Raw genomic sequence first — 13,973 nt, 5'->3', positions numbered from 1 at the left:
ACGTTTTAAGTTTTAAGCGTTTCCACCATAATTATAACGTATAACTTATTACGTACAACGTCTTAATTAGCTTCTGCTAATAATTTTTTACCTTTTTCAATAGCATCTTCAATGCTACCAACTAAGTTAAATGCAGCTTCCGGATATTCATCAACTTCTCCGTCCATAATCATATTGAAACCTTTGATGGTATCTTTGATATCAACCAATACACCTTTTAAGCCAGTAAATTGTTCGGCTACGTGGAAAGGCTGAGATAAGAAACGCTGAACACGGCGAGCTCTTGATACAACCAATTTATCCTCTTCAGATAATTCGTCCATACCTAAAATCGCGATGATATCCTGTAGTTCTTTATAACGTTGTAATGTTTCTTTAACACGTTGTGCAGTGTTATAATGCTCATCACCTAAAACCGCTGGAGAAAGGATACGTGAAGTTGAATCCAATGGATCTACCGCAGGATAAATACCTAGCTCGGCAATTTTACGGGAAAGTACAGTAGTTGCATCTAAGTGGGCAAATGTTGTTGCCGGTGCAGGGTCAGTTAAATCATCTGCAGGTACATATACAGCCTGTACAGATGTAATTGAACCGCGTTTAGTTGAAGTAATACGCTCTTGCATTAAACCCATTTCGGTTGCCAATGTTGGTTGGTAACCTACTGCAGATGGCATACGGCCTAACAAAGCCGATACCTCAGAACCTGCCTGTGTAAAACGGAAAATGTTATCAACGAAGAAAAGAATATCTTTTCCAGCGCCTTCGCCATCACCATCACGGAAATATTCTGCAACAGTTAATCCTGATAATGCAACACGTGCACGTGCACCAGGAGGCTCGTTCATTTGACCGAAAACCAATGTTGCTTTAGATTCTTTTAATTTTTCAGTATCAACAGCTTTCAAATCCCATCCACCTTTTTCCATTGAATGTAAAAATTCGTCGCCATAGTTGATTACACCAGATTCGATAAATTCACGAAGTAAATCGTTACCCTCACGAGTACGCTCTCCAACACCTGCAAATACTGACAAACCAGCATAAGCTTTAGCGATGTTGTTAACCAACTCCATGATTAATACTGTTTTACCTACACCCGCACCACCAAACAAACCAATTTTACCACCTTTTGCGTAAGGCTCTAACAAATCGATTACTTTAATACCTGTAAAAAGTACTTCAGTTTCGGTTGATAAATCTTCAAACTTAGGAGGAGTAGCATGGATAGGACGACCGTCTGCTTTATCTACAGCTGTAATACCATCAATCGCTTCACCAACCACGTTAAATAAACGACCTTTAATTTGATCGCCTACAGGCATTTTAATTGCTGAACCAGTATCAAGTACCTTCATTCCACGCACTAAACCATCTGTAGAATCCATCGAGATTGCACGAACGCGATCTTCACCTAAGTGCTGTTGAACTTCTAAAACAATTTTTTGTCCGTTTTCTTTCGTTATTTCTAACGCATCAAAAATTTTAGGTAGATGGGCATCATCAGCAAAGCTAACGTCAACCACTGGGCCGATAATTTGTGCTATTTTTCCTAAGTTAGGCATATCTGTTGTGAGTAAATTTATTACAATCAATGAATTAAAGCTGTTTGTAGGGGCTCCAATTCGGTTGGCAAAGTTAAGTTATTCTTGCTTAATTTTAAATATATATTACAAATTTTTTCAACATGATTAAAAGGGGTTGTTTCAGTTTGGGCTAATGCCAAAATGGAGCTATTTTTTTTACTGTTTATGGATGAATTTAAATTTCCGAACGTCATCATCAGAAGTGATAGAACTAGTTGTTTGACGAGAAATTATTTTCTCTTTTGGCACTTTTACATTTTTGTTAAGCAGAAATATAGTTTGTTTGTTCCATATTTATAATTGTGTTAATTTCAATCTTTAATAGGGATGATCGTAACAAAGGTATCGTAGCTTATTACTTATTACTATAATAATATAAATGAAAACCATTTTAACAACAGGAAGCAACGGTTTATTAGGGCAAAAAATAACTGAAAAGGTTTTAGCGGAGGGAAGGGTGAAATTGATAGCAACTTCAAAAGGTGCGAATCGTTACCCCATAATAAATGGTTATGAATACGCAGAAATGGATATTCTAAATCCAGCTCAGGTTAGAGCAGTTATTGAAAAACATAAGCCAGATGCGATTATACACACCGCTGCAATGACGAATGTTGATACTGCCGAGGCGAATAAAGAACTTTGCCGTCAGTTAAATGTTGATGCTGTGAAAACTTTAGTATCGCTATGCGAAGAAAAGAATACTCAACTCATCCATTTAAGTACCGATTTCGTTTTCGACGGCGCGGATGGGCCTTATAAAGAAGATGATGCCGTCAATCCGGTTAGTTATTATGGTGAATCGAAAGTGTTGGCCGAAGAATTAATAAAGAACTCAAAAGCCGATTGGGCAATTTTAAGAACGATATTGGTTTACGGCATTAACAATGATATGAGCCGAAGCAATATTGTGCTTTGGGCAAAAGGTGCGCTAGAAAAGGGTTTGCCAATTAATGTGGTGAATGATCAGTATCGGATGCCAACCCTGGCGGAAGATTTGGCAGAAGCCTGTTTGCTGGCTGTTGAACAGAATGCGAGCGGCATTTATCATGTATCGGGTAAAGATTACATGAGTATTGCAGATTTAGTGCGGAAAGTTGCCGATAATTGGGCGCTTGATAGATCGATAATTACAGAAATAAGTTCTGAGAGCTTAAACCAAACGGCAAAACGACCCGTGAAAACTGGTTTTATACTCGATAAAACGGTTAAAGATTTAGGTTACAATCCACATAGCTTTGAGGAAGGTTTGAAGATTGTGGATGAGCAAATTAAAAAGGTAAATTAGTTCATTAGTGATTAGTTTATTGGTCATTTAGCAAACGAAATAATGAATGACCAATGACGAAATAAACTTAAACAAAAAACAAAACAAAAAATATATGTCAGTACAAATTGGCGATCAAGCCCCTGATTTTAAATTATACAGTTCAGAATTAGCTGAAGTTTCTTTATCAGCCTTTAAAGGAAAAAAAGTAATTATCCATTTCTTTCCGATGGCTTTTACCGGTACATGTACCGAACAACTTTGCACCATGAGAGATAATTTTAGTTTCTATGAAGGTATTAATGCACAGGTGCTGGGTATTTCTGTAGATTCTCCGTTCTCGTTAGCTAAATTTAAAGAAGTTCAAAACTATCAGTTCCCACTACTGTCTGATTTTAACAAAGATGTTTCTTCAGCTTACGGTGCTTTTTACGATGAATTTGTGTTCGGATTAAAAGGTGTTTCGAAAAGAGCAGCCTTTGTAATAGATGAAGAGGGTAAAATTGCTTATGCTGAAGTTTTGGAGAATGCTGGTGATTTGCCTGATTTTAAAGCGATTAATGATTCATTGAAAGCTTAAATTCATTAAAAGCAAGGTAGGAGCTGGATTTTTTTTCAAATTTAATTGCGAATTTAAAACTCAAATCTTACTTTTGCAGTCCGTTAACAAACGGAATTGCATTTGTAGCTCAATTGGATAGAGCATCTCACTACGGATGAGAAGGTTTGGGGTTCGAATCCCTACAAGTGCACAATTTGGATGAAGCCTTGTCGCCCCATGGCGGTGAGGCTTTATTAATTTTAAAGATAACCTAAACCACGTTGATGCTTAATTTAGTTCTCTTTGGCCCTCCGGGGGCGGGTAAAGGCACCCAATCCGAAAAATTGATATCAAAATATCAATTAATACATATTTCAACCGGCGATTTGTTCAGAGCGCATGTTAAGGGAGAAACCAAATTAGGGAAAAAAGTTAGTCAGTTGTTAGCGGATGGAGAACTCGTGCCAGATGCAATTACGATTGCGATGCTTGAAGAAGAGGTAGATAAAAATCCGGAAGCTAAGGGATTTGTATTTGATGGTTTTCCACGTACTGTTCCTCAGGCAAAAGAACTCGATTTATTTTTGGAGCGCAAGGGCAGTAAAATTGCCGGCGTAATCGCTTTAGATGTAGACCAGACCGAATTGACCAAACGCATTGCTGAGCGCCACAAAATTAGTGGCAGGCCGGATGATGATGCCGAGAAATTAAAGAAACGAATTTCGGAATACTTCGATAAAACGATTCATGTATTGCCTTATTATGAGGCGCAGGGAAAGTTGAAAAAAGTAAACGGAATCGGAGAAATAGAAACAGTTTATAATGATCTTTGCGCTGTAATCGATCAGTTTTAAACCGTAGAATTTAAAGTTTTAACATCCGCAAAAAAAGCATTAGTTGTTTTTTGCGGATGTTTGTTTTTTAGCGAATTTTGTCAACAAAAATTGCCCATCTAAAATGTAAAATCAATATGTCACAAGGTTCAAATTTCGTAGATTATGTAAAAATTTGTTGTCGTTCTGGTAAAGGCGGGGCAGGTTCTGCACATTTGCATCGTGATATTTTAACTTCAATGGGCGGTCCTGATGGTGGTGATGGCGGTCGCGGAGGCCATATCATTGTAAAAGGAAGTGTGCACATATGGACTTTATTACACCTTAAATACCGAAAACACATCATTGCTGAGGATGGTGGTGCTGGTGGAAGCTCGCATAAATTCGGGAAACAAGGTACTGATGAAATTCTTGAAGTTCCGCTTGGAACAATTGCCAGAGATGCTGAAACAGGAGAAGTTCTTTTCGAAATAACTAAAGATGGCGAGACTAAAATACTTACGCCAGGTGGCCGTGGAGGATTAGGGAATGCACATTTTAAAAATGCGGTTCAACAAACTCCCCGTTATGCGCAACCTGGTGAGCCTGGAAAAGAAATCTGGAATATTCTCGAACTAAAGGTTTTGGCCGACGTTGGTCTGGTTGGTTTTCCAAATGCCGGAAAATCTACTTTATTATCTGTGGTTTCTGCTGCTAAGCCCGAAATTGCCGATTATCCTTTCACTACAATTGTTCCTAACCTGGGCATTGTAAGTTATCGAGGCGGTAAATCATTCGTAATGGCAGATATTCCCGGCATCATCGAGGGTGCCTCAAAAGGAAAGGGTTTAGGTTACCGTTTTCTACGCCACATCGAACGTAATTCTGTACTGCTTTTTATGGTGCCCGCAGATACTAGCCGAAGCATTAAAGAAGAATATGAAATTTTAAAAAGCGAACTTGAATCCTACAATCCGGAATTAATGCAAAAGCCGCACGTTTTGGCCATTACAAAATCTGATATGCTGGATGAGGAACTTATGGACGAAATGAAGCAGGATTTGCCAAATATTCCTTCAATTTTTATTTCATCAGTTGCTGAGAAAAACATCTTAGAGTTGAAGGATATGTTGGTTAAAGCTATAGAAGGATAATCATACAACGACTTGCTTGAAACAATTCGTTAACTCCTGATTTTATCAACAGCCAGTCCAATCCATTCTTTAAATAGTGTATCCCAGGAAGACATTGCGCCCGCTTCCGGAACAAAATCGTCGAAAGATATTTTCGAAACCTCGCCATTGTAATTTGTAGGCAAATAGTCTGGCTTATTTGCAAGGGTTCTGTCGAATATTAGTTTTGCCCGCGGAATGTGCCATGCACTGGTTACAACAATAACCTTTGCGCTTGGATTATACTTATCAATTATCGCCCTGCTGAATTTGGCGTTTTCTACTGTATTTCTGCTTTGATTCTCAATAAGCACGTCAGAATCAGGTATACAAATTTGATGGAGAAATACCTTTACCAAATCGGCTTCTTTAGCCTGGTTATCAGTTAGGTCGGCGTTGCCACCAGCAATCAAAATCTTTCTGATTTTCCCCTTCCTGTATAAGGAAATGGTTTGAAAAAGTCTGTCGCTGGTTCTGTTAAACTGGATATCGTTATTACGTTTGTTTAGGCCAGAAAAGCCGCCCAGCACAATGGCTACATCATAATTTTTTATTGCTTTGGGATATTCAGGTTCGTACAAATTATAAACTTTCCTGATGATGAAACCGTTAGAAAACAACAATAAAATGATTAGCCCGAAACTAAAAAATCGTCTTTTTAATTTCGGGCTTTTTATAAAAAAAGCGGTAACCAACATGCTGCAGCACCAGAAAAAGGGCTTAATCAGAAACAATAGAATCTTCGAGAGGATAAAAATCATGGGTTGATATTATCCTGTAAAACTAATAAAATGTTTCGATTGTGTTTTGTCCCTTAACCCTGGCCTTCCTGAACCTGAGTGTTTTCGTGGGCGTTTTCTAATATTTCTTTAACGCTCGATTTTGGCTTTTTAGCAACGGTGTGCTTAAAATGAGGAACTTCATGTTCCACTATATCATTTTCAATTGCCTCAACTCCGAACACTTTTTCCTTTAGCAAATTGTATTTATCCTGAAATCCGTAACGTAAATTTTTAGCGCCACCGGCAATTTTGCCTCGTGTGCCAGCGCCGCTATCCGGAGCAAATAAAATACTTATGATTGCCCCAGCAGCCAAACCCGCAACCAGAGCTAGTGCGATTTGTGCGTTATTATCCGATTTCTTCGTTAAATATTTTCCGATTAACTTTCTGTATTTCATAACGTAGCATTTTTTTAAAGGAACAAATCCTATGTTATAATGTTTCATAAAAATCTTAATAAGTAGATTATTTGTTAAGTTTATCGTTCAATTAACTTCAAAAAAAATGGTAAAAGCAACGATAAATAAAGAACATTATGCCTGTTCTGTAACGAACGGTTCGCACGAAATTGTGGTAGATGAACCGATTGAATTAGGCGGAACACACAAAGGTTTTGCTCCAAAAGGTTTGTTAATGGCATCGCTGGCTTCTTGTGTTGCAATTACTTTGAGAATGTACATCGACAGAAAAGGGTGGGAGGTAGATAAAATCGATGTAGAAGTTAACATTAGTGTTGAAAATGCCGAAACGATATTTTTAGAAGAAATTACCTGCACTGGCCAATTAACGGATGAACAGAAACTCAGGCTTGAAGATATTGCTTCAAAGTGTCCGGTAAGCAAAATTTTAGCTGCCGGCCATGATATTCGTTCGAAAGTACTGTAAAGGCAACGGTGCAAAACTCGTTTACACAATGCTAAAAAGCTTTAATATATTTGTAGGCTTTCAGTTTTTTCTGAAGTGAATAAATTATTATGGCCACCGAAATTAAATGTCCTAGCTGTGCTCATGTTTTTCCTATGGAAGAAGCCATGGCCGAAGATTATAAGAAAGAGTTGCGTGAGAAAATGGTCGCCTTTACGAGGCAGAAAGATGAAGAATTTCAACGCAAATTAGCAACGCTCGAAAATGAAAAGCAGTTGCAGCAGAAAGCCTTTGATACCAAAATGGCTGAGGAGAAGCATAAGCTGAAGACTGATTTAGAAGAGAATCTGCGAAAAAGTATTGCTTCCGACTACGAAACTAAACTGCAGATGTTGGAGGGTTCGGCAAAAGATAATGCCGAAAAATTAAAGCTTGCCCGCGAAAAGGAACTTCAGTTTTTGAAACGGGAGGAAAGTTTGCTTTTAAAAGAACAGGAAATGGAACTTTCTCTGCAGCGTAAAATGCAGGAGCAAAGAACTGAATTGGTGGAGCAAATTCGTAAACAGGAAGCCGAAAAAAATAGCATTAAAGATACTGAACATCAGCTGCGTTTAAAGGAACTCGAAAAGCAACTCGACGACCAGAAGAAATTAGCCGAAGAAATGAAACGAAAAGCCGAACAAGGCAGCATGCAGTTGCAGGGTGAGGTTCAGGAATTAATTTTAGAGGAATTGCTGCGTAGTAATTTTCCGTTCGATTTAATTGAGGAGGTTGGTAAAGGTGTTCGGGGGGCAGATTGCGTACAGGTTGTGCGCAACCAGTTCGGGCAAGAGTGTGGCAAAATTATTTATGAAAGCAAACGCACAAAAGATTTTGGTGGCGACTGGATTGAAAAGTTAAAGAAAGATATGCGCAGCATGGGTGTTGATGTTGCGGTAATCGTAAGTCAGTGTTACCCTAAAGGAATGGATTGCTTTGGCCAAAGGGATGGTGTGTGGATTTGCTCTTTTGAGGAAGTGAATGCCGTGGCCTACGTATTGAGAGACGGAATTTTACGGTTATCTAGCGCAATGAAATCGCAGGAAAACCGCGGAGATAAAATGCATATGTTGTACGATTACCTTACCGGAGCCGAATTTTCGGAGCAATGGAAGGCTATCCGTGAGGGTTTTATGAGCATGAAACTTTCCATTCAACGCGAACGTGATGCAATGGAACGCTTGTGGAAAGCTCGCGAGAAGCAACTTGAAAAAGTTTTATTGAATGCGACACACATCCGCGGCTCCATTGAAGGCATTGCCGGAAGCGATAGCATACAGTTAAGTTTAACAGATGATGATGAAGAGCAATTATTACTGGATTAAATGGAAGACCTTGCCTAAAAGCAAGCTTACAATCGCAGCTCGTCATCAGGATAACCGAAGGAAAAACAGAACCGTGTAAAATGCCCGTTCTACACGGTTTCAAAAACAAGAAAAAAAAGACTCACAAATAAATTATACAAAGTGAATAAAGCAACCAACAAATACCTTAATCGCTCTAAATTTTTAGCATTAATTTGCATTTTGTTCTTTTTCGGGAACGTTTCCGGACAACAACTGAAATCGCCGGATGCAAATTTGACTGCCAATTTTACTTTGGCTGATGGTGGCGTACCAACCTACAGTTTAAAATACAAGGGAAAGGATGTTATTAAAACCAGCAAACTTGGTTTAGAACTTAAAGAAGGTAAATCGTTAATAAATGGCTTTGCCATAACCGATACCAAAACCAGCACTTTCAACGAAACCTGGAAGCCGGTTTGGGGTGAAGTAAAGGAAATTGTGAATCATTACAACGAGTTGGCTGTAACCTTAACGCAAAAAGAAACCAACCGCTTCATAATTGTTCGTTTTCGTTTATTTAATGATGGACTGGGTTTCAGGTATGAATTTCCGGAACAAAAAAACCTCGATTATTTTGTGATAAAAGAAGAAAAAACGCAGTTCGCACTTGCCGGCGATCATAAGGCGTTCTGGCTTCCCGGCGATTACGATACGCAGGAATACAGCACAGTTACATCAAATTTGTCAGAAGTGCGAGGAAAGATGAAAGCAGCGGTTACGCCCAATGCATCGCAAACTACTTTTTCGCCAACAGGCTTACAAACCCCTCTAATGATGAAAAGCAAAGATGGTTTGTACATCAACATCCACGAGGCTGCCTTGATCAACTACTCCTTAATGTCGCTAAATCTTGATGATAAAAACATGGTTTTAGAATCGTGGTTAACACCAGATGCAATTGGCGACAAAGGCTATATGCAGGCTCCTTGTTTATCTCCATGGAGAACGATAATTGTAAGTGATAAGGCAGGCGATATTTTAACCTCAAAGCTAACTTACAACCTAAACGAGCCAACAAAATTTAAGGATGTTTCGTGGATTAAGCCAACGAAATATGTAGGCGTTTGGTGGGAAATGATTACCGGAAAAAGTACCTGGGCTTATAACGATTTAACTAGCGTGCAGCTGGGCGTTACCGATTACTCGAAGACTAAACCCAACGGAAAGCACGCCGCTAATACTGCTCATGTAAAAGAATACATCGATTTTGCTGCAAAGAATGGATTAGATGCCGTTTTAGTTGAAGGTTGGAATCAAGGTTGGGAAGACTGGTTCGGAAAAACAAAAGATTATGTTTTTGATTTCGTAACACCATATCCGGATTTTGATGTGCAGGAATTACACCGCTACGCAGCAAGCAAGGGAATTAAGATGATTATGCATCATGAAACTTCTTCTTCGGTTCGTAACTATGAGCGACATTTAGACACGGCATATAAGTTTATGAAGGCGAATGGCTATGATGCGGTAAAAAGTGGTTATGTGGGCAATATGATTCCCCGCGGCGAGCATCATTATGGGCAATGGTTAAATAATCATTATTTGTACGCCATTCAAAAAGCTGCCGAATATAAGATTATGGTGAATGCCCACGAAGCGGTGCGGCCTACTGGTCTGGCTCGTACTTACCCAAATTTAATCGGAAACGAATCTGCCCGTGGAACCGAATACGAGGCTTTTGGTGGTAACAATGCCGACCATACCACGATATTACCCTTTACCCGTTTAATTGGTGGGCCGATGGATTATACACCTGGTATATTTGAAACAAAAGTTAGTGTTTACAACCCGGAGAATACTTCTTTTGTCCACAGTACTTTGGCTCGTCAGTTGGCGCTCTATGTAACAATGTATAGTCCGCTGCAAATGGCTGCTGATTTGCCGGAAACTTATAACAAGTATATGGATGCTTTTCAGTTTATTAAAGATGTAGCCGTTGACTGGGATGAGACGAGAGTTCTGGAGGCTGAGCCTGGAGATTTTATAACATTTGCCCGTAAAGCAAAAGGTAAAGCGAATTGGTTTGTTGGTCGCACTAATGATGAAGTTGCCCGCACCTCGAAAATTGACTTTAGCTTTTTAGATGCAGGTAAAAAATATACTGCAACAATTTATGCGGATGCTAAAGATGCCAATTATGAAACTAACCCAAAAGCTTATACCATCCGTAAGATGGAAGTTACCAATAAAACGAAGTTGACTTTAAATTGTGCTCCAGGTGGTGGCTATGCAATCAGCATAATGGCTAAGTGAGATTAATTTGAAGAAAATAACTTTCACATTAAAGTATAAAAGTTTTGAACTTGAGCCGCAGCATTACGCTGCGGCTTTTTTTTGCTAAAATATCCTTGTTGATTTTGCAAAAACTCGGTTATTGATTTCATTTTGAAGAATGGCAAGCAATTAACGATGCTGAATAGCTCTTCGCCTAGCAGCATAGGGTTTGCAATTCGAATACGTAGAGCTTTTAAATTCTTGTCAGTAGCATCTGGCCTCTTTCAGTATGTTCCTGTATGGTGGCCAATGCCAAACTGGCAACGTTTTTAACATGCTTATTACTACTTGCGTTCATTAATGCCGACACTGCATCCTTTAATTTTTTATGCGTGTCCACCTGCCCCTGCATAAAGGCTCTGTCGAAAGCTTCGCCGCTTAAAGATTGCAATTTGGTGAGCAACGCTTTGCCATCTGCCGTTGGTGTCTGAACCATTGTGCCCATGTCTTTAAGTATTTTTCCCATCACTTCCTGTTCCGCAGTTTCAAATTTTGCGAACATTTTTACTTCAGCATTTGAGGCTTTGGTTAATGCAAGCTGACTGGTTTGAAGGGAAGCCGTACCCAGCATCGCAATCTTTGCCTGCAGTGCTGTGTCAGCATTTTGCGCCATTGCTGCAACTGGATTTATTACTCCCCCAGCAATAGAGGCGCCAGCGCCAATTACTAAAGCTGTTTTAATTGATTTTGCGAGAAATTCCCGGCGGTTGCTTGTGTCTTTAATTTCCATAGTTATAGATTATTATAATTTTGAACAGGCTAAATGGCAATGAGCAAGGCCCATATGCCAGGTCACCGTACACTTTTTTATCGTAAGAATAACACGGATTTTTATTTACAGGTTTGCGAATTATTAAACATTCCGGTGCATTTTTAAAGCTTTTAACAACCAAAGGCTAATCTAATAAAATGTATCCGCGTGTTTTATTTCATTTACAAACACTACGTTCAGGTCTTTGCGAGCGTTTCTCTTCAATGCGGTAGTAATCAACATGAAAGCGTCTTGATGATATCCATGGATTTCGCCAGTTGTTGTGCATATGGAATGTATAGGTTTCGGGCATGGGGATCGTTTGCATCCGCATCCCAAAGGCCGGAGTGGTGCCAGAAGTGGCCGTGGTCCCAATCCGGCCGGTCGATAATCGGATACAGGCAAATGCCTTTCAAAGGAATGCCCATTTGCAATGTTTTGAAACATTCCTTCGTAATCATTTCAAGCCAGTTTGGTCTGTGTTCGCCCGCGTGGCTCGTTTCCGAGAGTACAATTGGAATTTCATAACGTTGATAAGCCTCCTCCAGCAAAGATGAAAGCGATCTCCACCTTGGATCTGGATCCAGGTTTGCCCAGGGTAGAAATGATGATTCGTTGGCCAGCCATTGATTATTGTAATAAAAATTTAAGCCAATGAAATCAACTAATTCTGCAGCTCCACCTAATTCCGGACAGATTTTTCCAGTTAGCATGTCGGTGGTTTGATATTGGATTTCATGTTTTTCTTCCGCATCCATGATCATCTCTAAACTGGCATTTAACGGAGGTACAATGTTTACCAATGGTTCGGTGGTCATTATCCAGGCTTCAGGGTTAATCGTCTTAATTGCTTTTATCCCCTGAATATAAGCTTTCACCAAAGCATATTTTATATCCCAACCTATGCCTTTTGCATAAGGCGTTGTACTGGCTTGTTCTCCGCCCAACCACGAAATGAACCCAACTTCATTAACAGGTGTGACAATTAATCGTTCATTAGGATAGTTTTCTTTTTGAAAGGTTGCAAAGGCAGCGCAAATGCTTACAAACCGGTCTGAAAAATGGGGGTGTAGCGGACTTAAATCCACAGGAAAACCAAAATGGCATATGTCCCAAATTTGTTGTATGCCGGTAACTGCTGCGGCTTCCATCATCGTCTTTACGGTGTCGAAATTGTAGTGATATGGCCGTTCTTCTACAAAACTCCATCGAATGCCTTCGCGTACCGTGTATATCCCCAAGTCAGCCAGCAGGCGATAATCGGTCCGGGCACCTTCGATATGTCCTGTTTCACTGAGCAGATCTACCCGGTTTCCAAAGTGATTAAGCTGATCTGAACACTCAAAGCCACCCATCCAAAAGGATCGGAACGGACAGGTATTTTTCATCAGCTGGCCAGTAATTTATTATTCTCATGCAAGGTGGAAAGCATTTTTTGTTTCATTTCTGCGAAGGTATTGTCCCATGATTTATCCTTAAGAAACAAATCTACCGAAGCAAGCCATTTGGTTTTGTCGACTAAAGCAATGCTTTTTTCTGCCTCACTTATAAATTCTTCGGCATTTGAAGAGATTGACACGAGTCCGCTTATACCATAGGGCTGCACCACATCCCTGATTGGAGTGGATACAACACGCTTACCCGCAGCCAGGTATTCTGGTGTTTTGGTTGGGCTGATAAAACGGGTTGAAGCATTGATTGCAAAAGGAATCATCGCAATGTCCCATCCAGAGAGATATGCAGGAAGTTCTTTATATGATTTTTGGCCTAAGTAATGAACATTGGGATGATGAGGAAGGCTTTCCCAGGGCACCTTTACAACCGGTCCCAACAAAATTAGTTGCCAATTGGGCCTTTGCACTGCAATTTCATTGATGAGTGCGCTATCGAAACGTTCATCTATCACCCCGAAAAACCCCAGTTTTATGCCTTCAATACGGGCCTGGTCTGCTGGTTCTGTAATTGCAGTCCTCGCCTGCGCAAAATGTTCTTTATCGATGCTGCTTGGAAAAATATGAATGTTGTTATGTTGGCCTTTCTTTGCCTCGTGTAGCGAATGTCCGCCGGTAAATACAATGTCTGCGGTTGTTAAAAGTGCCTTTTCCATTTGTAGCAGTTCAGGTGGAGCAAAGTCGAAGGCAGAAAGCTCATCCATGCAATCGAATACCGTTAATGCGGGACCGTGGTTATCAGAAAACATCAATGCCATTGGCGTGTAGTACCAAAAAATCCAATCGGCCATGTTTTGGTTTTTTAAAAACTCGGTAAGTAAGTTACTCATGGTAAGCCTTTCGTGCTCAGGGTTTGCCTGGTGCGTAAGATGCGGGGTGATGATGGTTAGCTTTTCTGTTCTTTTATCAATTACAAAACGATTATTTCCCTGCGTCTCCCATATCGGTTCCTCCAAAACAAACACATTTGTTTCTTGCGCAAAGCGGCTCATGAGATGTTGTGGCCTTTGAAACACGAAATCCCACCGAAGGTGAGAAAAGCACAGTAAGTTTTTAGGAAAGGCGAATTTTTCTAATTTCATTTTAAG

The 13,973-nt window shown here is 39.9% G+C and carries 13 protein-coding genes and 1 tRNA gene; 8 read left to right on the top strand and 6 right to left on the bottom strand.

Translation table 11 applies throughout. The features are described from left to right. Positions 1 to 62: 62 nt before the first annotated feature. A complete protein-coding gene (gene atpD, locus AC0IWT_RS11690) occupies positions 63 to 1,565 on the bottom strand; it encodes a F0F1 ATP synthase subunit beta (RefSeq protein WP_056870000.1) in 1,503 nt (500 codons plus the stop codon). 400 nt (positions 1,566 to 1,965) lie between these two features. Between atpD and AC0IWT_RS11685 the strand changes: the two genes are divergently transcribed. The 5 genes from AC0IWT_RS11685 (at position 1,966) to obgE (ending at position 5,360) form a co-directional block, all read left to right on the top strand. Continuing rightward, positions 1,966 to 2,874: an SDR family oxidoreductase gene (locus AC0IWT_RS11685; protein WP_471797348.1), complete on the top strand. Its 909-nt coding sequence runs from the start codon at positions 1,966 to 1,968 to the stop codon at positions 2,872 to 2,874. A 94-nt stretch (positions 2,875 to 2,968) separates the two neighbouring features. Continuing rightward, the gene (locus AC0IWT_RS11680; RefSeq protein WP_471797347.1) at positions 2,969 to 3,433 is read left to right on the top strand and encodes a redoxin domain-containing protein; all 465 of its coding nucleotides are present in this window, start codon (positions 2,969 to 2,971) and stop codon (positions 3,431 to 3,433) included. Positions 3,434 to 3,531: 98 nt separating this feature from the next. Then, positions 3,532 to 3,605: transfer RNA gene (locus tag AC0IWT_RS11675), tRNA-Arg, on the top strand. A gap of 73 nt (positions 3,606 to 3,678) precedes the next feature. Next, positions 3,679 to 4,248, top strand: a complete 570-nt coding sequence (locus AC0IWT_RS11670; protein WP_471797346.1) for an adenylate kinase — start codon at positions 3,679 to 3,681, stop codon at positions 4,246 to 4,248. Positions 4,249 to 4,364: 116 nt separating this feature from the next. Continuing rightward, entirely contained in the window at positions 4,365 to 5,360 is a 996-nt protein-coding gene (gene obgE / locus AC0IWT_RS11665; RefSeq protein ID WP_056870005.1) for a GTPase ObgE, read from the top strand. A gap of 29 nt (positions 5,361 to 5,389) precedes the next feature. Here obgE and AC0IWT_RS11660 read toward each other — a convergent pair whose 3' ends face one another. Together AC0IWT_RS11660 and AC0IWT_RS11655 are read right to left on the bottom strand one after the other, a co-directional pair. Continuing rightward, complete coding sequence (locus AC0IWT_RS11660) at positions 5,390 to 6,139, bottom strand: YdcF family protein (RefSeq protein ID WP_471797345.1); 750 nt, start codon at positions 6,137 to 6,139, stop codon at positions 5,390 to 5,392. Positions 6,140 to 6,192: 53 nt separating this feature from the next. Beyond that, on the bottom strand, positions 6,193 to 6,558 hold the full coding sequence (locus AC0IWT_RS11655) for a YtxH domain-containing protein (RefSeq protein WP_056870007.1): 366 nt from the start codon (positions 6,556 to 6,558) through the stop codon (positions 6,193 to 6,195). 106 nt (positions 6,559 to 6,664) lie between these two features. Here AC0IWT_RS11655 and AC0IWT_RS11650 point away from each other — a divergent pair, with 106 nt between their 5' ends. The 3 genes from AC0IWT_RS11650 (at position 6,665) to AC0IWT_RS11640 (ending at position 10,662) form a co-directional block, all read left to right on the top strand. Then, complete coding sequence (locus tag AC0IWT_RS11650; RefSeq protein ID WP_056870008.1) at positions 6,665 to 7,045, top strand: OsmC family protein; 381 nt, start codon at positions 6,665 to 6,667, stop codon at positions 7,043 to 7,045. 89 nt (positions 7,046 to 7,134) lie between these two features. Beyond that, positions 7,135 to 8,388, top strand: a complete 1,254-nt coding sequence (locus AC0IWT_RS11645; protein WP_471797344.1) for a DUF2130 domain-containing protein — start codon at positions 7,135 to 7,137, stop codon at positions 8,386 to 8,388. 141 nt (positions 8,389 to 8,529) lie between these two features. Continuing rightward, complete coding sequence (locus AC0IWT_RS11640; RefSeq protein ID WP_471797343.1) at positions 8,530 to 10,662, top strand: glycoside hydrolase family 97 protein; 2,133 nt, start codon at positions 8,530 to 8,532, stop codon at positions 10,660 to 10,662. 214 nt (positions 10,663 to 10,876) lie between these two features. Here the strand turns inward: AC0IWT_RS11640 and AC0IWT_RS11635 are convergent, their stop codons facing one another. The 3 genes from AC0IWT_RS11635 to AC0IWT_RS11625 form a co-directional block, all read right to left on the bottom strand. After that, complete coding sequence (locus tag AC0IWT_RS11635; protein ID WP_471797342.1) at positions 10,877 to 11,413, bottom strand: DUF4142 domain-containing protein; 537 nt, start codon at positions 11,411 to 11,413, stop codon at positions 10,877 to 10,879. A gap of 257 nt (positions 11,414 to 11,670) precedes the next feature. After that, the gene (locus AC0IWT_RS11630) at positions 11,671 to 12,822 is read right to left on the bottom strand and encodes an amine oxidase (RefSeq protein ID WP_471797341.1); all 1,152 of its coding nucleotides are present in this window, start codon (positions 12,820 to 12,822) and stop codon (positions 11,671 to 11,673) included. Beyond that, complete coding sequence (locus AC0IWT_RS11625) at positions 12,822 to 13,967, bottom strand: glycosyltransferase family 1 protein (protein WP_471797340.1); 1,146 nt, start codon at positions 13,965 to 13,967, stop codon at positions 12,822 to 12,824. Before AC0IWT_RS11625 ends, AC0IWT_RS11630 begins: the two co-directional genes overlap by 1 nt. Positions 13,968 to 13,973: the final 6 nt, after the last annotated feature.

This window comes from Pedobacter sp. AC464 (assembly GCF_979253075.1).
This window is presented reverse-complemented; position numbering and strand designations above follow the sequence as displayed.

Excerpts from the sequence above, each read along its gene's own strand:
- atpD (WP_056870000.1), bottom strand. The coding sequence starts at position 1,565 with ATGCCTAACTTAGGAAAAATAGCACAAATTATCGGCCCAGTGGTTGAC.
- AC0IWT_RS11685 (WP_471797348.1), top strand. The coding sequence starts at position 1,966 with ATGAAAACCATTTTAACAACAGGAAGCAACGGTTTATTAGGGCAAAAA.
- AC0IWT_RS11680 (WP_471797347.1), top strand. The coding sequence starts at position 2,969 with ATGTCAGTACAAATTGGCGATCAAGCCCCTGATTTTAAATTATACAGT.
- AC0IWT_RS11670 (WP_471797346.1), top strand. The coding sequence starts at position 3,679 with ATGCTTAATTTAGTTCTCTTTGGCCCTCCGGGGGCGGGTAAAGGCACC.
- obgE (WP_056870005.1), top strand. The coding sequence starts at position 4,365 with ATGTCACAAGGTTCAAATTTCGTAGATTATGTAAAAATTTGTTGTCGT.
- AC0IWT_RS11660 (WP_471797345.1), bottom strand. The coding sequence starts at position 6,139 with ATGATTTTTATCCTCTCGAAGATTCTATTGTTTCTGATTAAGCCCTTT.
- AC0IWT_RS11655 (WP_056870007.1), bottom strand. The coding sequence starts at position 6,558 with ATGAAATACAGAAAGTTAATCGGAAAATATTTAACGAAGAAATCGGAT.
- AC0IWT_RS11650 (WP_056870008.1), top strand. The coding sequence starts at position 6,665 with ATGGTAAAAGCAACGATAAATAAAGAACATTATGCCTGTTCTGTAACG.
- AC0IWT_RS11645 (WP_471797344.1), top strand. The coding sequence starts at position 7,135 with ATGGCCACCGAAATTAAATGTCCTAGCTGTGCTCATGTTTTTCCTATG.
- AC0IWT_RS11635 (WP_471797342.1), bottom strand. The coding sequence starts at position 11,413 with ATGGAAATTAAAGACACAAGCAACCGCCGGGAATTTCTCGCAAAATCA.
- AC0IWT_RS11630 (WP_471797341.1), bottom strand. The coding sequence starts at position 12,822 with ATGAAAAATACCTGTCCGTTCCGATCCTTTTGGATGGGTGGCTTTGAG.
- AC0IWT_RS11625 (WP_471797340.1), bottom strand. The coding sequence starts at position 13,967 with ATGAAATTAGAAAAATTCGCCTTTCCTAAAAACTTACTGTGCTTTTCT.